Here is a 16,995-nt window from a genome sequence, read left to right on the forward strand (position 1 = left end):
CATGAGCAAGATCCTTATCCGTGGTGCGAAGGTCCTCGGCGGCGACGTCCAGGACGTCCTGATCGACGGCGAGACGATCGCCGCCGTCGGCACCGGCCTGGACGCGGGGGACGCGACCGTCGTCGACGCCGAGGGCCAGATCCTGCTGCCCGGCCTGGTCGACCTGCACACCCACCTGCGCGAGCCCGGCCGCGAGGACTCCGAGACGGTCCTCACCGGCACCCAGGCAGCCGCACGCGGCGGCTACACCTCGGTCTTCGCCATGGCCAACACCTTCCCCGTCGCCGACACCGCGGGCGTCGTCGAGCAGGTCTGGCGGCTCGGCAAGGAGTCCGGCTACTGCGACGTGCAGCCCATCGGCGCCGTCACCGTGGGCCTGGAGGGCAAGAAGCTCTCCGAGCTCGGCGCCATGCACGACTCCGCCGCCGGCGTCACCGTCTTCTCCGACGACGGCAAGTGCGTCGACGACGCCGTGATCATGCGCCGCGCCCTGGAGTACGTGAAGGCCTTCGGCGGCGTCGTCGCGCAGCACGCCCAGGAGCCCCGCCTCACCGAAGGCGCCCAGATGAACGAGGGCGTCGTCTCGGCCGAGCTCGGCCTCGGTGGCTGGCCCGCCGTCGCCGAGGAGTCGATCATCGCCCGCGACGTGCTGCTCGCCGAGCACGTCGGCTCCCGCGTGCACATCTGCCACCTGTCGACCGCCGGCTCCGTCGAGATCGTCCGCTGGGCCAAGTCCCGCGGCATCGACGTGACCGCCGAGGTCACCCCGCACCACCTGCTCCTCACCGACGAGCTGGTGCGCTCGTACAACCCGGTCTACAAGGTCAACCCGCCGCTGCGTACGGAGAAGGACGTCCTGGCGCTGCGCGAGGCGCTCGCCGACGGCACCATCGACATCGTCGCCACCGACCACGCCCCGCACCCGCACGAGGACAAGGACTGCGAGTGGGCCGCGGCCGCCATGGGCATGGTCGGCCTGGAGACCGCGCTCTCCGTCGTCCAGCACACGATGGTCGAGACCGGCCTGCTCGACTGGGCCGGCGTCGCCGACCGCATGTCCCACAAGCCCGCCGAGATCGGCCGGGCGAAGGGCCACGGACGCCCCGTCTCGGCAGGCGAACCCGCCAACCTGACCCTGGTGGATCCGGCATACCGTGGTGAGGTGAACCCCGCGGGCTTCGCCTCCCGCAGCCGCAACACCCCCTACGAGGGCCGCGAGCTGCCCGGACGCATCACCCACACCTTCCTGCGGGGCCGGGCAACGGTCGTGGACGGGAAGCTGGCGTGACGTACGCATCACTGATCAATCTGGCCGCCGAGGAGAAGTCCGCCGAGGTGACCAACTGGGGCGGACGGATCGGCTGGCTCGTCGGTCTCGCGCTCTTCGTGGCGCTCGTCTACTGGCTGATGCGCCAGGGCTGGCAGTGGCGCGGCCGCCTCCAGGCCGACCTGCCCGCCCTCCCCACCGCGCCCGAAGCGCCGGGTGAGGCGAAACTGAAGCTGAGCGGCCGCTACCACGGCTCCACCACCGCCGGGCAGTGGCTCGACCGCATCGTGGCGCACGGCCTGGGCGTACGCAGCAGGGCCGAGCTCACCCTGACGGACGCAGGCCTGGACGTCGTACGCCCCGGGGCGGCCGACTTCTTCGTCCCGGCCGCGCAGCTCTGCGGAGCCCGGCTCGACAAGGGCATCGCGGGCAAGGTCCTCACCGAGGGCGGCCTGCTCGTCGTCACCTGGAGCCACGGCGACAAGCTCATCGACTCGGGCTTCCGCTCCGACCGGGCCGAGCAGCACCCGGCCTGGGTCGAAGCCATCAACTCCATGACCCAGACCTCTGAACAACCCACCGACACGACGGAAGGCGCCGCACGATGACGACCTCCACCCGGGGAGCCGCCAAAGCTCCCGCCGTACTCGTCCTGGAGGACGGCCGTATCTTCCGCGGCCGCGCCTACGGGGCCGTGGGGGAGACCTTCGGCGAGGCCGTGTTCTCCACCGGCATGACCGGCTACCAGGAGACCCTGACCGACCCGTCGTACCACCGCCAGGTCGTCGTGATGACCGCCCCGCACGTCGGCAACACCGGCGTCAACGACGAGGACCCCGAGTCCTCCCGCATCTGGGTGGCCGGCTACGTCGTGCGCGACCCCGCCCGCATCCCGTCCAACTGGCGCTCGCGCCGCTCCCTGGACGACGAGCTCGTCCAGCAGGGCGTCGTCGGGATCTCCGGCATCGACACCCGAGCGCTCACCCGCCACCTGCGCGAGCGCGGCGCCATGCGCGTCGGCATCTTCTCCGGCGAGGCCGTCGCGGACGACGCGGCGCTGCTCGCCCGCGTGAAGGAAGCGCCCCAGATGATCGGGGCGGACCTCTCCGCGGAGGTCGCCACCAAGGAGACCTACGTCGTCCCCGCGATCGGTGAGAAGAAGTTCACCGTCGCCGCCGTCGACCTCGGCATCAAGGGCATGACCCCGCACCGCATGGCCGAGCGCGGCATCGAGGTGCACGTGCTGCCCGCGACCGCCACCGCCGAGGACGTGTACGCGGTCAACCCCGACGGCGTGTTCTTCTCCAACGGCCCGGGCGACCCGGCCACCGCCGACGGCCCCGTCGCCGTCATGCAGGCCGTCCTGGAGCGCAGGACGCCGCTGTTCGGCATCTGCTTCGGCAACCAGATCCTGGGCCGCGCGCTCGGCTTCGGCACGTACAAGCTGAAGTACGGCCACCGCGGCATCAACCAGCCGGTGCAGGACCGCACGACCGGCAAGGTCGAGGTCACCGCGCACAACCACGGCTTCGCCGTCGACGCGCCGCTCGACAAGGTCTCCGAGACGCCCTACGGGCGCGCCGAGGTCTCCCACGTCTGTCTGAACGACCAGGTCGTCGAAGGCCTCCAGCTGCTCGACCAGCCGGCCTTCAGCGTCCAGTACCACCCCGAGGCGGCCGCGGGCCCGCACGACGCCGCGTACCTGTTCGACCGCTTCGTATCTCTGATGGAGGGCCAGCGTGCCTAAGCGCTCCGATATCCAGTCCGTCCTGGTCATCGGCTCCGGTCCGATCGTCATCGGCCAGGCCGCCGAGTTCGACTACTCCGGCACCCAGGCCTGCCGCATCCTCAAGGCCGAGGGCCTCAGGGTCATCCTGGTCAACTCCAACCCGGCCACGATCATGACCGACCCGGAGATCGCCGACGCCACGTACGTCGAGCCGATCACCCCCGAGTTCGTCGAGAAGATCATCGCCAAGGAGCGCCCCGACGCCCTCCTGCCCACCCTCGGCGGCCAGACCGCGCTCAACACCGCGATCTCCATGCACGAGCAGGGCGTCCTGGAGAAGTACGGCGTCGAGCTCATCGGCGCCAACGTCGAGGCCATCAACAAGGGCGAGGACCGCGACCTGTTCAAGGGCGTCGTCGAGGCCGTCAAGGCCAAGATCGGCTACGGCGAGTCCGCCCGCTCGGTCATCTGCCACTCCATGGACGACGTACTCAAGGGCGTCGACGAGCTCGGCGGCTACCCGGTCGTCGTGCGCCCCTCCTTCACCATGGGCGGCGCCGGCTCCGGCTTCGCGCACGACGAGGAGGAGCTGCGCCGCATCGCGGGCCAGGGCCTCACGCTCTCGCCGACCACCGAGGTGCTCCTGGAGGAGTCCATCCTCGGCTGGAAGGAGTACGAGCTGGAGCTCATGCGCGACAAGCACGACAACGTCGTGGTCGTCTGCTCCATCGAGAACTTCGACCCGATGGGCGTGCACACCGGCGACTCGATCACCGTCGCCCCGGCGATGACGCTGACCGACCGCGAGTACCAGCGCCTGCGCGACATCGGCATCGCGATCATCCGCGAGGTCGGCGTCGACACCGGCGGCTGCAACATCCAGTTCGCGATCAACCCGGACGACGGCCGCGTCATCGTCATCGAGATGAACCCGCGCGTCTCGCGGTCCTCCGCGCTCGCGTCGAAGGCCACCGGCTTCCCGATCGCCAAGATCGCGGCCAAGCTCGCCATCGGCTACACGCTCGACGAGGTTCCCAACGACATCACCGAGAAGACGCCGGCGTCCTTCGAGCCGACCCTCGACTACGTCGTCGTGAAGGCCCCGCGCTTCGCCTTCGAGAAGTTCCCCTCCGCCGACTCCACCCTCACCACCACCATGAAGTCGGTGGGCGAGGCCATGGCGATCGGCCGCAACTTCACCGAGGCCCTCCAGAAGGCGCTGCGCTCCCTGGAGAAGAAGGGCTCGCAGTTCGACTTCACGGGCCCGGTCGGCGCCAAGGACGTCCTCCTGGAGGAGGCCAAGCGCCCGACCGACGGCCGGATCAACACCGTCATGTACGCGATCCGGGCCGGCGCCACCCAGGAGGAGGTCTTCGAGTCCACGAAGATCGACCCCTGGTTCGTCGACCAGCTCTTCCTCATCAAGGAGATCGCCGACGAGCTGGCCGCCGCCGACAAGCTCGGCCCCGAGCTGCTCGCCGAGGCCAAGCGGCACGGCTTCTCCGACGCCCAGATCGCCGACATCCGCGGCCTGCGCGAGGACGTCGTCCGCGAGGTCCGGCACGCCCTCGGAGTGCGCCCGGTCTACAAGACGGTCGACACCTGCGCCGCCGAGTTCGCCGCCAAGACCCCGTACTTCTACTCCTCGTACGACGAGGAGAGCGAGGTCGCGCCGCGCACCAAGCCCGCCGTGATCATCCTGGGTTCGGGCCCGAACCGCATCGGCCAGGGCATCGAGTTCGACTACTCCTGCGTCCACGCCTCCTTCGCGCTGAGCGACGCGGGCTACGAGACCGTGATGGTCAACTGCAACCCGGAGACCGTCTCGACGGACTACGACACCTCCGACCGCCTGTACTTCGAGCCGCTCACGCTCGAAGACGTCCTGGAGATCGTCCACGCCGAGACGCTCGCCGGCCCGGTCGCGGGCGTCGTCGTCCAGCTCGGCGGCCAGACCCCGCTCGGCCTGTCGCAGGCGCTCAAGGACAACGGCGTCCCGGTGGTCGGCACCCCGCCCGAGGCCATCCACGCCGCCGAGGACCGCGGCGCGTTCGGCCGCGTGCTCGCCGAGGCCGGCCTGCCCGCGCCCAAGCACGGCACCGCCACCACCTTCGCGGGCGCCAAGGCCATCGCCGACGAGATCGGCTACCCCGTCCTCGTACGCCCCTCGTACGTGCTCGGCGGCCGCGGCATGGAGATCGTGTACGACGAGGAGCGGCTGGCCTCGTACATCGCCGAGTCCACCGAGATCTCGCCGACCCGCCCGGTGCTCGTCGACCGCTTCCTGGACGACGCGATCGAGATCGACGTGGACGCCCTCTACGACGGCACCGAGCTCTACCTCGGCGGCGTCATGGAGCACATCGAGGAGGCCGGCATCCACTCCGGCGACTCGGCGTGCGCGCTGCCCCCGATCACGCTCGGCGGCTTCGACATCAAGCGCCTGCGTGCCTCGACGGAGGCCATCGCCAAGGGAGTCGGCGTCCGCGGACTGATCAACATCCAGTTCGCGATGGCGGGCGACATCCTGTACGTCCTCGAAGCCAACCCGCGCGCCTCGCGCACCGTGCCCTTCACCTCGAAGGCCACCGCGGTGCCGCTCGCGAAGGCCGCCGCCCGCATCTCGCTCGGCGCGACCATCGCCGAGCTGCGCGCCGAGGGCATGCTCCCGAAGGAGGGCGACGGCGGCACGCTGCCGCTGGACGCGCCGATCTCCGTCAAGGAGGCCGTGATGCCGTGGAGCCGCTTCCGCGACGTCCACGGGCGCGGCGTCGACACCGTGCTCGGCCCGGAGATGCGCTCCACCGGTGAAGTCATGGGCATCGACTCGGTGTTCGGCACCGCGTACGCCAAGTCGCAGGCGGGCGCCTACGGTCCGCTGCCGACGAAGGGCCGCGCGTTCATCTCGGTCGCCAACCGGGACAAGCGCACGATGATCTTCCCGGCGCGCGAACTGGTCGCCCACGGCTTCGAGTTGATGGCCACCTCCGGCACCGCCGAGGTCCTGCGCCGCAACGGCATCAACGCCACGGTCGTGCGCAAGCTGAGCGAGGGCGAGGGCCCGAACGGCGAGAAGACGATCGTCCAGCTGATCCACGACGGCGAGGTCGACCTCATCGTCAACACGCCGTACGGCACCGGCGGCCGCCTCGACGGCTACGAGATCCGTACGGCGGCGGTCGCCCGCTCCGTGCCCTGCCTGACCACGGTCCAGGCGCTCGCGGCAGCCGTCCAGGGCATCGACGCGCTCAACCACGGTGACGTGGGCGTCCGTTCGCTCCAGGAACACGCGGAACACCTGACCGCGGCCCGCGACTAGCAGACGGCGAAGAGGGGGACACCGGAAACGGTGTCCCCCTCTTCACGAGCCCCTGAGGACACCGAGAAATATGTACAAGCTCTTCTTCAACCTCGTCTTCAAGCGGATGGACCCGGAGCAGGCCCACTACCTGGCCTTCCGCTGGATCCGCCTCGCGGCCCGCGTTCCCGTCCTGCGCACCTTCGTCGCCGCCGTGCTCGCCCCCCGCCACAAGGAGCTGCGCACCGAGGCGCTCGGCCTGCGCATGCACGGCCCGTTCGGCCTCGCCGCCGGCTTCGACAAGAACGCGGTCGCGATCGACGGCATGTCGATGCTCGGCTTCGACCACATCGAGATCGGCACCGTCACCGGCGAGCCCCAGCCCGGCAACCCGAAGAAGCGCCTGTTCCGCCTCGTGCCGGACCGCGCGCTGATCAACCGCATGGGCTTCAACAACGAGGGCTCGGCGGCGGTGGCCGAGCGCCTGGCGGCGCGCAAGGCCGTGTTCCGTACGACCGTGGGCGTCAACATCGGCAAGACCAAGGTCGTCCCCGAGGCCGAGGCCGCCGCCGACTATGTGAAGTCGACCGAGCGCCTGGCCCGGCACGCCGACTACCTGGTCGTGAACGTCTCCTCGCCGAACACGCCCGGCCTGCGCAACCTCCAGGCCACCGAGTCGCTGCGCCCGCTCCTGACCGCCGTGCGCGAGGCCGCCGACCGCAGCGTCCAGGACCGCCGCGTCCCGCTGCTCGTCAAGATCGCCCCCGATCTCGCCGACGCGGACATCGACGCGGTCGCCGACCTCGCCGTCGAACTCGGCCTGGACGGCATCATCGCCACGAACACCACGATCGCCCGGGACGGGCTCGGCCTGAAGTCCTCTGCCGACCTCGTCAAGGAGACCGGCGGCCTGTCCGGCGCCCCGCTCAAGGAGCGCTCCCTGGAGGTCCTGAGCCGCCTGTACGCCCGCGTCGGCGACCGCCTCGTCCTCATCGGCGTGGGCGGCATCGAGAACGCCGAGGACGCCTGGCAGCGCATCCTGGCCGGCGCCACCCTGGTCCAGGGCTACAGCGCCTTCATCTACGAGGGCCCCTTCTGGGGCCGCGCGATCCACAAGGGCCTCGCGGCCCGGCTCGCCACCTCCCCGTACGCAACGCTCGCCGAGGCCGTCGGCGCCGAGACCCGGAAGAAGGCCGCCGCATGATCCCCTTCGGTACCCGACTGCGCGAGGCGATGGACACCCGCGGCCCGCTCTGCGTGGGCATCGACCCGCACGCGTCCCTGCTCGCGGACTGGGGCCTGAACGACGACATCGCCGGTCTCGAGCGCTTCACCCGCATCACGGTCGAGGCGCTCGCCGACCGGGTGGCCGTCCTCAAGCCGCAGTCCGCGTTCTTCGAGCGGTTCGGCTCGCGCGGCATCGCCGTCCTGGAGAAGGCCGTCGAGGAGGCCCGCGCGGCCGGCACGCTGGTCCTGATGGACGCCAAGCGCGGAGACATCGGCTCCACCATGGCGGCGTACGCGGCCACCTACCTGGACCCGGCGTCCCCGCTCTTCTCGGACGCCGTGACCGTCTCGCCGTACCTCGGCTTCGGCTCGCTGCGCCCGGCGCTCGATCTGGCGGCCAAGTCAGGCTCGGGCGTCTTCGTGCTCGCCCTGACCTCCAACCCGGAGGGCGCCGAGGTCCAGCGCTCGACGGCGGTGGACGGCCGGCCGCTGGCCCAGCTGATGCTGGACCACATGGCCGCAGAGAACGCGGACGCCTCGCCGATGGGCTCGGTGGGCGCGGTGGTCGGCGCGACGCTGGGCGACGCCGGGGTGAACCTCGACATCAACGGCCCGCTGCTCGCCCCCGGCATCGGCGCCCAGGGCGCGACCCCGGCCGACCTCCCCGGCGTCTTCGGCTCCGCCGTGCGCAACGTGGTCCCGAGCGTCAGCCGCGGCGTGCTGCGCCACGGCCCCGACGTGAACGCCCTGCGCGAGGCGGCGGCCCGCTACGCCGACGAGGTCCGCGCGGCGATTCCCCAGGCGTGATCCACCGCGGCGCCCCGGTGTGACATACGTCGCACCGGGGCGCCGCGCTTTCCGGACGTGCGACAACGGCAGCAGGGCCGGTTCGCGGAACGGCGAAACCGCTCGTGCGGAGAGGCCGTGGGGTGTGCGCACACGGAACGTTGACAATTTCCTTACTCAAAACCGGGGTGTTTTGTCCGAAAAGTCCCGGTCGGTTGAGGCTGACCAGGACTTTTCGTCTGTTCTCGCTGACTGGAGCGGCCTTGGCCGCTAGTCTCCGACGAGAGCAGACGAGCACGTGCGCGAGCGCGATGTTCGTTGCTCGCCTGGTGTGGGGCGATTAGGTTCCTCACCGGTCCGTATCCGACAGTTCGACATCCGAGGTGACGTAGGCGTGGCTCTTCCGCCCCTTACCCCTGAACAGCGCGCAGCCGCGCTCGAAAAGGCCGCCGCGGCTCGCCGGGAGCGGGCCGAGGTCAAGAATCGACTCAAGCACTCCGGCGCCTCGCTCCACGAGGTCATCAAGTCGGGCCAGGAGAACGACGTCATCGGGAAGATGAAGGTCTCCGCGCTCCTTGAGTCCCTGCCCGGCGTGGGCAAGGTCCGCGCCAAGCAGATCATGGAGCGGCTCGGGATCTCCGAGAGCCGCCGCGTGCGGGGGCTCGGCTCCAACCAGATCGCGTCCCTTGAGCGCGAGTTCGGCGGCTCCGGGGCCTGACGTCTCGGGCATACCCGAGAAGCTGGAATAATCGCCGCATGGCAGCAACACCCCGGGGGACCACCCCCGTACCCCCGGACGCACGTCCGCGGCTGACCGTGCTCTCCGGCCCCTCCGGGGTCGGCAAGAGCACGGTCGTCGCTCATATGCGCAAGGTCCACCCCGAGGTCTGGCTCTCGGTGTCGGCGACGACCCGCAAGCCGCGCCCCGGTGAGCGGCACGGCGTGCAGTACTTCTTCGTCGACGACGAGGAGTTCGACAAGCTCGTCGCCAACGGCGAACTCCTTGAGTGGGCCGAGTTCGCGGGCAACCGCTACGGAACCCCGCGCACGGCCGTGCTCGAACACCTCGAAGCGGGCGAGCCCGTCCTCCTGGAGATCGACCTCCAGGGCGCCCGGCTCGTACGCGAGTCGATGCCCGAGGCGCAGCTCGTCTTCCTCGCGCCGCCGAGCTGGGACGAGCTGGTCCGCCGGCTCACCGGCCGGGGCACCGAGGCGCCCGAGGTCATCGAGCGCCGCCTGGCCGCCGCGAAGGTCGAACTGGCCGCCGAGGCCGAGTTCGACACCACACTGGTCAACACCTCGGTCGAGGACGTGGCCCGTGAGCTGCTAGCCTTGATGCGAGTTGTTTGATCGAGTCGTATGACGTCATTTACCCGGAACTTTCCGGGTGCCGGCGTCGGCTCATTCGATTCAGCTCACATCTTCGATCCCCATCGGAAGGCAGAGAGTGTCCTCTTCCATTACCGCGCCCGAGGGCATCATCAACCCTCCGATTGATGAGCTCCTCGAGGCCACCGACTCGAAGTACAGCCTGGTGATCTACGCGGCCAAGCGTGCCCGCCAGATCAACGCGTACTACTCGCAGCTCGGTGAGGGTCTGCTCGAGTACGTCGGCCCGCTGGTGGACACCCACGTCCACGAGAAGCCGCTCTCGATCGCGCTGCGCGAGATCAACGCTGGTCTGCTGACCTCCGAGGCCATCGAGGGCCCCGCCCAGTAGGCGACAGAACGTTCCACCACAGGCCCGGCAGCGCGACTGCCGGGCCTGTGGTGTGTCATGGGTACGTACACGCATCAGGCGCGCGGGGAGAGGCGAGTTTTCCGATGGCCAAGCCGAAGGTCGTTCTGGGGGTCAGCGGCGGCATCGCCGCCTACAAGGCGTGCGAGCTGCTGCGCCGGCTGACCGAGTCGGGGCACGACGTACGGGTGGTGCCGACCGCGTCGGCGCTGCACTTCGTCGGGGCCGCCACCTGGTCGGCGCTCTCTGGCCACCCCGTCCCGACCGAGGTCTGGTCCGACGTCCACGAGGTGCCCCACGTCCGCATCGGGCAGGGCGCCGACCTCGTGATCGTGGCCCCGGCCACCGCCGACATGCTGGCCAAGGCCGCCCACGGCCTCGCCGACGACCTGCTGACCAACACCCTGCTCACCGCGCGCTGCCCGGTCGTCTTCGCGCCCGCGATGCACACCGAGATGTGGGAGCACCCCGCGACGCAGGAGAACGTGGCGACGCTGCGCCGCCGGGGCGCGGTCGTCGTCGAGCCCGCCGTCGGCCGGCTCACCGGCGTCGACACGGGCAAGGGGCGGCTGCCCGACCCGGACGAGCTGTTCGAGGTGTGCCGCCGAGTGCTCGCGCGGGGGAGTGCCGAGCGGGATCTGGCCGGGCGGCACGTGGTGATCAGCGCCGGTGGCACGCGCGAGCCGCTCGACCCCGTGCGCTATCTGGGCAACCGTTCCTCGGGCAAGCAGGGGTACGCCCTCGCGCGGACCGCCGTCGCGAGGGGGGCCAGGGTCACCCTGATCGAGGCCAACACCGGGCTGGCGGACCCTGCGGGCGCCGACGTGGTCCGCGTCGGCACCGCCGTACAGCTGCGGGAAGCCGTCCTTAAGGCGGCCGGGGACGCCGACGCCGTGGTCATGGCGGCCGCGGTGGCCGACTTCCGGCCCGATTCATACGCCGCCGGGAAGATCAAGAAGAAGGACGGCGAGGAGCCGGCGCCGCTCACGCTGGTCCGCAATCCGGACATCCTGGCCGAGATCTCCGCCGACCGGGCCCGGCCCGGGCAGCTGGTCGTCGGCTTCGCCGCCGAGACGGACGACGTGCTGGCCAACGGCCGCCTCAAGCTCCGGCGCAAGGGGTGCGACCTGCTCGTCGTCAACGAGGTCGGCGAGCGCAAGACGTTCGGCTCCGAGGAGAACGAGGCCGTGGTCCTCGGCGCCGACGGCTCCGAGACGCCGGTCCCGTACGGCCCGAAGGAAGCCCTCGCCGACACCGTGTGGGATCTGGTGGGCCGGCGTTTCGGACAAACAGGCGCCGTGTCCGCCGACCGCCCGTAGCCCTCCCGAGCCCGCGCGTACGGTCGTCGACGGCCCGAAACGGACGTTCGTACGACCAGATCCGGAGATCTCCGAACTCCACAGATCGAGACACGTGGTCCAACGAGCAGAACCGACCGATAAACTGGTCTCGGAACCGCAGCCGGGCGCAGCTCCCGGCGCGACCGACCATGATCAGCCAGCAGCCGCTGCAACCCCAGGGAGCGTTGTGTCCCGTCGTCTCTTCACCTCGGAGTCTGTGACCGAGGGTCACCCCGACAAGATCGCTGACCAGATCAGCGACACGATCCTCGACGCGCTTCTGCGCGAGGACCCGACCTCCCGCGTCGCCGTGGAGACCCTCATCACCACGGGCCTGGTGCACGTGGCCGGAGAGGTCACGACCAAGGCGTACGCACCGATCGCCCAGCTGGTCCGCGACAAGATCCTGGAGATCGGCTACGACTCGTCGAAGAAGGGCTTCGACGGCGCCTCCTGCGGCGTCTCGGTGTCCATCGGCGCGCAGTCCCCGGACATCGCGCAGGGTGTCGACACCGCCTACGAGAAGCGTGTCGAGGGCGACGAGGACGAGCTCGACAAGCAGGGCGCCGGTGACCAGGGCCTGATGTTCGGCTACGCCACCGACGAGACGCCCGAGCTGATGCCGCTGCCGATCCACATCGCGCACCGTCTCTCGCGCCGCCTGACCGAGGTCCGCAAGAACGGGACCATCCCGTACCTGCGCCCCGACGGCAAGACCCAGGTCACCATCGAGTACGACGGCGACAAGGCCGTCCGCCTCGACACGGTCGTCGTCTCCACGCAGCACGCGAGCGACATCGACCTGGAGTCGCTGCTCGCCCCCGACATCCGTGAGTTCGTCGTCGAGCACGTCCTGAAGCAGCTCGTCGAGGACGGCATCAAGCTGGACACCGACGCCTACCGCCTCCTGGTGAACCCGACCGGCCGCTTCGAGATCGGCGGCCCGATGGGCGACGCGGGTCTGACCGGCCGCAAGATCATCATCGACACGTACGGCGGCATGGCCCGCCACGGCGGCGGCGCCTTCTCCGGCAAGGACCCGTCCAAGGTCGACCGCTCGGCCGCCTACGCCATGCGCTGGGTCGCCAAGAACGTCGTGGCCGCCGGCCTTGCCGCGCGCTGCGAGGTCCAGGTCGCGTACGCGATCGGCAAGGCCGAGCCGGTGGGCCTGTTCGTCGAGACGTTCGGCACCAACACCGTCGACAACGAGAAGATCGAGACCGCGATCACCCAGGTCTTCGACCTGCGCCCGGCCGCGATCATCCGCGACCTCGACCTGCTCCGCCCGATCTACGCCCAGACCGCGGCGTACGGCCACTTCGGCCGCGAGCTCCCCGACTTCACGTGGGAGCGCACGGACCGCGTGGACGCCCTGCGCAAGGCCGCGGGCCTGTAGTCGGCACGGCGTTTCCCACGAGGGCCCCGGACCGGGTTCGGTTCGGGGCCCTCGTGTCTGCACGGGGGCTGTCCGGCGGCCGCCGTTGTCAGTCCGGTCTGGTAGGAATTTGGCTGTGAGCAGCGAGAACGAACGGCAGGGTGGGGGCGCCGAGGGTGCGGGGCCGGAGCAGCTTGCGCTCATACGGGAGACGGTGCGCAAGGCCAAGGTGCCCAAGGCCAAGCCGCGGACGTGGCGGGGGGCGGCGCTCGCCAAGGAGCTGCCGGTCGCCCGGGTCGTGGTGAACAAGGGGGTGCTGCATCTTGATCAGTACTTTGACTACGCCGTGCCCGAAGAGCTCGATGCCGATGCGCAGCCCGGGGTGCGGGTGCGGGTGCGGTTCGGGGCCGGGACGCGCAATGTGCGGGACGGGCGCCGGGAGGGCGGCGGTCTGATCGACGGGTTCCTCGTCGAGCGGCGTGCCGAGTCGGACTACTCGGGACCGCTGGCCGCGCTCGCCGGTGTCGTCTCGCCGGAGCGGGTGCTCAGCGCCGACACGCTGGCGCTCGCCCGGGCCGTCGCCGACCGGTACGCGGGCAGCCTCGCCGATGTGCTGCAGCTCGCCGTCCCGCCCCGCAACGGCAGGGCCGAGGCCAAGCCGTCGCCCGAGCCGCCCCCGCCACCGGCCGAGCCGGAGCCCGGGACGTGGGGGCGGTATCCGCAAGGGCCCGCGTTCCTCAGGGCGTTGGCCGGCGGCGGCGCGCCCCGCGCGGTGTGGACGGCGCTGCCCGGGCCGCACTGGGCACAGGAGATCGCCCGGGCCGTCGGGGCGACGCTCGCCTCGGGGCGCGGCGCCCTCGTCGTCGTGCCGGACGGGCGCAGCGCGGGCCGGGTCGACGCGGCGCTGACCGCGCTGCTCGGCGAGGGCCGGCACGCACTGCTCACCGCCGAGTCGGGCCCCGAGCGGCGCTACCGGCAGTGGCTCGCGGTACGACGCGGCGCGGTGCGAGCCGTGGTCGGCACCCGCGCGGCGATGTTCGCGCCCGTCGAGCGCCTGGGCCTTGTCGTGGTGTGGGAGGACGGGGACTCCAGCCACAGCGACGACAACGCCCCGTTCCCGCATGTCCGCGAGGTGCTCGAACTGCGGGCCGCACACGACAAGTGCGGCTTCCTGCTCGGGAGTACGAGCTGCACGGTCGAGGCCGCCCAGCTGGTGCAGAGCGGCTGGGCCGCGCCCCTGGTCGCCGACCGCGCCGTGGTGCGGGCCGCGGCCCCGCTCGTACGCACCGTCGGCGACGGAGAGCTGGCGCGCGACGAGGCCGCGCGGGCGGCCCGGCTGCCGAGCCTGGCCTGGCAGGCCGTGCGGGAGGGGCTGAAGACCGGCCCCGTCCTCGTGCAGGTCCCGAGGAGGGGGTACGCCCCTCGGCTCGCCTGCGCGCGCTGCCGTACGCCCGCCCGGTGCGGACGGTGCGCCGGCCCGCTGGAGGCGCCGGACGAGCGGGAGTTGAGGTGCACGTGGTGCGGCACGGCCGAGTCCGACTGGCGCTGCGCCGAGTGCGGAGCGAACCGGCTGCGGGCCCAGATCGTGGGCGCGAGGCGGACCGCCGAGGAGCTCGGCCGGGCCTTCCCTGCGGTGCCCGTACGCACCTCGGGGCGCGACCACGTCCTGGACAGCGTGCCCGGCCGGCCCTCGCTCGTGGTGTCCACACCGGGCGCCGAGCCCGTCGCCGAGGGCGGCTACGCGGCCGCGCTGCTCCTCGACGGCTGGGCGATGCTCAGCCGGCCCGACCTCCGGGCGGGCGAGGAGGCGCTGCGCCGCTGGATCTCGGCGGCCTCGCTGGTGCGCGGTCAGAGCGAGGGCGGCACCGTGGTCGTGGTGGCCGAGCCCACACTGCGGCCCGTGCAGGCGCTGGTCCGCTGGGACCCGGTCGGGTACGCCGTGCGGGAACTGGCCGAGCGGGCCGAGCTCGGCTTCCCCCCGGTCTCCCGGATGGCCGAGGCCATCGGGCGGCCCGAGGCGGTCGAGGCCTTCCTCATGGCGGCCCAACTGCCGCCCGACGCCCAGGTGTTGGGGCCTGTCCCACTGCCGGTCGCCGATCCCGGGCAGCCGCGCCGGCCCGGTGATCCGCCGGTGGGGGAGCGGTGGGAGCGGGCCCTGGTGCGGGTCCCGCCGGGCAGCGGCGCGGCCCTGGCCGCCGCCCTCAAGACCGCTCAGGCCGCGCGGCTGGCCCGCGGTGGCGGCGACCCGGTGCGCATCAGGATCGACCCGCCGGACATCGGCTGACGCCCGCACCCGGGTACGCCTCCCTGCCCGGGGCCACATGGGTGTGCCCCCGCGAAATGTACGGACGCGAGGGCACGGAGGGGCGGAAGCGGCTCAGCCGTTGCGGGGGCCGGGGAAGGCGCTGGTGCGGACCTCCTCGCGCAGGGACTGGCTGCTCGCCGTCGGCTGCGGCGGCATCGAACGGGCGGCGGGCACCGCGGGCATGGGCGGCAGCGGAGGCAGCGTGCGGGTCGGCGCCGCCTCGACCGGACGCTCGGTGTCGACCTGGCCCGCGGTCTGGGCGGTCGCCCGGCGGGACCCGTAACGGCGGTGCACCGCCTGCTTGGTGACGCCGAGCGCCGAGCCCACCGCGTCCCAGGAGAAACCGAGGGAGCGGTCGAAGTCCACGGCCGCGGTCACCAGCGTCTCGACGCTGTCCCGCAGCTCCTGGGCGAGCCGTACGGTCGGGGCCGGGGCGCGTCCGTACACGACGAAGCCCGTGGAAGGGCCGGAGCGGCGCGGGCGGTAGACGTTGCCCAGCTGCGCGGTGAGGGTGCGCAGTGCGTCCACCTGCCGGCGGACCCGCTCGATGTCCCGCACCAACAGGTGCAGGCTGGCCCGCGCTTGGGCGTCGTGGGTTGCGTGGTCGGCCATGAGCAAGCCTCTCGAACCGGCGATGAAAGGGATGAGGAAAGCGATCGTGAAGACAATGCTGGTCATGCGTTCTGCTGTTGCTGTGTTGACGTGCTGGCAGTGCTGAAAAGGCGCGGGCCGCAGAAGCGGCCCGGTTCGGTCAATCTCTCTTGACCAACGCGCTACCCGCTGTTGTGGTCACGCTGCGGGGGCGTATGGGCATATGCACAGGGCGCACAAGTCCCCGTACGCCCCTGCCGTACCGCCTGGACGGGCGGGGCGCGCAGTGGCGGACACCTGGGCGTACGCCCCCCGCCCGAGGGCCCATAGACTGAGACGCTGCTCTCGACAAAGCGAGGTAACCCCCAGTGAAGCTCGTCTTCGCAGGCACCCCCGAGGTCGCCGTCCCCGCCCTGGACGCCCTGATCGCATCCGGCCGGCACGAGGTCGCCGCGGTCGTCACCCGGCCCGACGCACCCGCCGGGCGCGGCCGCCGTCTGGTGGCGAGCCCGGTCGCCGAGCGCGCCGAGGAGGCCGGCATCGAGGTCCTGAAGCCCGTGAAGCCGCGGGACGAGCAGTTCCTGGCCCGGCTGCGGGAGATCGCGCCGGACTGCTGCCCGGTCGTCGCGTACGGCGCGCTCCTTCCCAAGGTCGCGCTCGACATCCCGGCGCACGGCTGGGTCAACCTGCACTTCTCGCTGCTGCCCGCCTGGCGCGGGGCCGCGCCCGTCCAGCACGCCGTCATGGCGGGCGACGAGATCACCGGCGCCGCCACCTTCCTGATCGAGGAGGGGCTCGACTCGGGCCCGGTGTACGGCACGGTCACCGAGGAGGTCCGGCCCACGGACACCAGCGGCGACCTGCTCACCCGGCTCGCGTTCGCGGGCTCCGGGCTGCTCGCCGCGACCATGGACGGCATCGAGGACGGCTCCCTGAAGGCCGTTCCGCAGCCGCTCGACGGCATCTCGCTCGCCCCGAAGATCACCGTCGAGATGGCGCACGTCGACTGGGCGGCCCCGGCGCTGCGCGTCGACCGCGTGGTACGCGGCTGCACACCCGCGCCCGGCGCCTGGACCGTGTTCCGCGGCGAGCGCCTCAAGCTGATCCAGGCGGCCCTCGTCACCGACCGCACCGACCTCGCGCCCGGCGAGCCCTCCGTCGCCAAGAACAACGTGTACGTCGGCACCGGCTCGCACGCCGTGGAGCTGCTCTGGGTCCAGCCCCAGGGCAAGAAGCCGATGCGCGGCGCGGACTGGGCCCGCGGGGTCCGCATCGCCCCGGGTGAGCGCCTGGGGGCGGCGGACGTACGCTGAGAGGGTTCGCCCCATCTGATCAGCGG

14 protein-coding genes are annotated in these 16,995 nt (G+C 71.6%); 13 read left to right on the top strand and 1 reads right to left on the bottom strand.

Annotation, left to right across the window (positions count from 1 at the left end; genetic code table 11):
- The first annotated feature begins 1 nt into the window (after position 1).
- The 12 genes from ACSHXC_RS31930 to ACSHXC_RS31985 all read left to right on the top strand — a co-directional run bounded on the left by ACSHXC_RS31930 (position 2) and on the right by ACSHXC_RS31985 (position 15,044).
- Positions 2 to 1,288, top strand: a complete 1,287-nt coding sequence (locus tag ACSHXC_RS31930) for a dihydroorotase (protein ID WP_438294846.1) — start codon at positions 2 to 4, stop codon at positions 1,286 to 1,288.
- On the top strand, positions 1,285 to 1,875 hold the full coding sequence (locus ACSHXC_RS31935; RefSeq protein WP_438294847.1) for a PH-like domain-containing protein: 591 nt from the start codon (positions 1,285 to 1,287) through the stop codon (positions 1,873 to 1,875). The genes ACSHXC_RS31930 and ACSHXC_RS31935 overlap by 4 nt, the downstream gene beginning before the upstream one ends.
- Positions 1,872 to 3,014: a glutamine-hydrolyzing carbamoyl-phosphate synthase small subunit gene (carA, locus tag ACSHXC_RS31940; RefSeq protein WP_438294848.1), complete on the top strand. Its 1,143-nt coding sequence runs from the start codon at positions 1,872 to 1,874 to the stop codon at positions 3,012 to 3,014. Before ACSHXC_RS31935 ends, carA begins: the two co-directional genes overlap by 4 nt.
- Positions 3,007 to 6,315, top strand: coding sequence for a carbamoyl-phosphate synthase large subunit (gene carB / locus ACSHXC_RS31945; RefSeq protein ID WP_438294849.1), 3,309 nt, complete (start codon positions 3,007 to 3,009; stop codon positions 6,313 to 6,315). The genes carA and carB overlap by 8 nt, the downstream gene beginning before the upstream one ends.
- A 70-nt stretch (positions 6,316 to 6,385) precedes the next feature.
- Complete coding sequence (locus ACSHXC_RS31950) at positions 6,386 to 7,498, top strand: quinone-dependent dihydroorotate dehydrogenase (protein ID WP_438294850.1); 1,113 nt, start codon at positions 6,386 to 6,388, stop codon at positions 7,496 to 7,498.
- The gene (pyrF, locus tag ACSHXC_RS31955; protein ID WP_438294851.1) at positions 7,495 to 8,328 is read left to right on the top strand and encodes an orotidine-5'-phosphate decarboxylase; all 834 of its coding nucleotides are present in this window, start codon (positions 7,495 to 7,497) and stop codon (positions 8,326 to 8,328) included. The genes ACSHXC_RS31950 and pyrF overlap by 4 nt, the downstream gene beginning before the upstream one ends.
- Before the next feature lie 373 nt (positions 8,329 to 8,701).
- Complete coding sequence (locus tag ACSHXC_RS31960) at positions 8,702 to 9,025, top strand: integration host factor (RefSeq protein ID WP_053724505.1); 324 nt, start codon at positions 8,702 to 8,704, stop codon at positions 9,023 to 9,025.
- 38 nt (positions 9,026 to 9,063) lie between these two features.
- On the top strand, positions 9,064 to 9,657 hold the full coding sequence (gmk, locus tag ACSHXC_RS31965; protein WP_438294852.1) for a guanylate kinase: 594 nt from the start codon (positions 9,064 to 9,066) through the stop codon (positions 9,655 to 9,657).
- A 97-nt stretch (positions 9,658 to 9,754) separates the two neighbouring features.
- Complete coding sequence (gene rpoZ / locus ACSHXC_RS31970) at positions 9,755 to 10,027, top strand: DNA-directed RNA polymerase subunit omega (protein ID WP_005319902.1); 273 nt, start codon at positions 9,755 to 9,757, stop codon at positions 10,025 to 10,027.
- Between the two features lie 104 nt (positions 10,028 to 10,131).
- Positions 10,132 to 11,364: a bifunctional phosphopantothenoylcysteine decarboxylase/phosphopantothenate--cysteine ligase CoaBC gene (gene coaBC / locus ACSHXC_RS31975; protein WP_438294853.1), complete on the top strand. Its 1,233-nt coding sequence runs from the start codon at positions 10,132 to 10,134 to the stop codon at positions 11,362 to 11,364.
- A 208-nt stretch (positions 11,365 to 11,572) separates the two neighbouring features.
- Entirely contained in the window at positions 11,573 to 12,781 is a 1,209-nt protein-coding gene (gene metK, locus ACSHXC_RS31980; protein WP_189962238.1) for a methionine adenosyltransferase, read from the top strand.
- A gap of 115 nt (positions 12,782 to 12,896) precedes the next feature.
- Positions 12,897 to 15,044 carry a primosomal protein N' gene (locus tag ACSHXC_RS31985; RefSeq protein WP_438294854.1) on the top strand — a complete coding sequence of 716 codons (2,148 nt, stop codon included), beginning with the start codon at positions 12,897 to 12,899 and terminating at the stop codon, positions 15,042 to 15,044.
- Between the two features lie 93 nt (positions 15,045 to 15,137).
- Here ACSHXC_RS31985 and ACSHXC_RS31990 read toward each other — a convergent pair whose 3' ends face one another.
- Positions 15,138 to 15,677 (bottom strand): hypothetical protein, encoded by a 540-nt coding sequence (locus tag ACSHXC_RS31990; RefSeq protein WP_386035082.1) that lies wholly within the window; start codon positions 15,675 to 15,677, stop codon positions 15,138 to 15,140.
- A 347-nt stretch (positions 15,678 to 16,024) separates the two neighbouring features.
- On the opposite strand from ACSHXC_RS31990, the gene fmt reads away from it, so the two are divergent.
- On the top strand, positions 16,025 to 16,969 hold the full coding sequence (gene fmt / locus ACSHXC_RS31995) for a methionyl-tRNA formyltransferase (protein WP_438294855.1): 945 nt from the start codon (positions 16,025 to 16,027) through the stop codon (positions 16,967 to 16,969).
- The last annotated feature ends 26 nt before the right edge of the window (positions 16,970 to 16,995 follow it).

This window comes from Streptomyces sp. HUAS TT7 (assembly GCF_051550175.1).
Classification (GTDB): Bacteria; Actinomycetota; Actinomycetes; order Streptomycetales; family Streptomycetaceae; genus Streptomyces.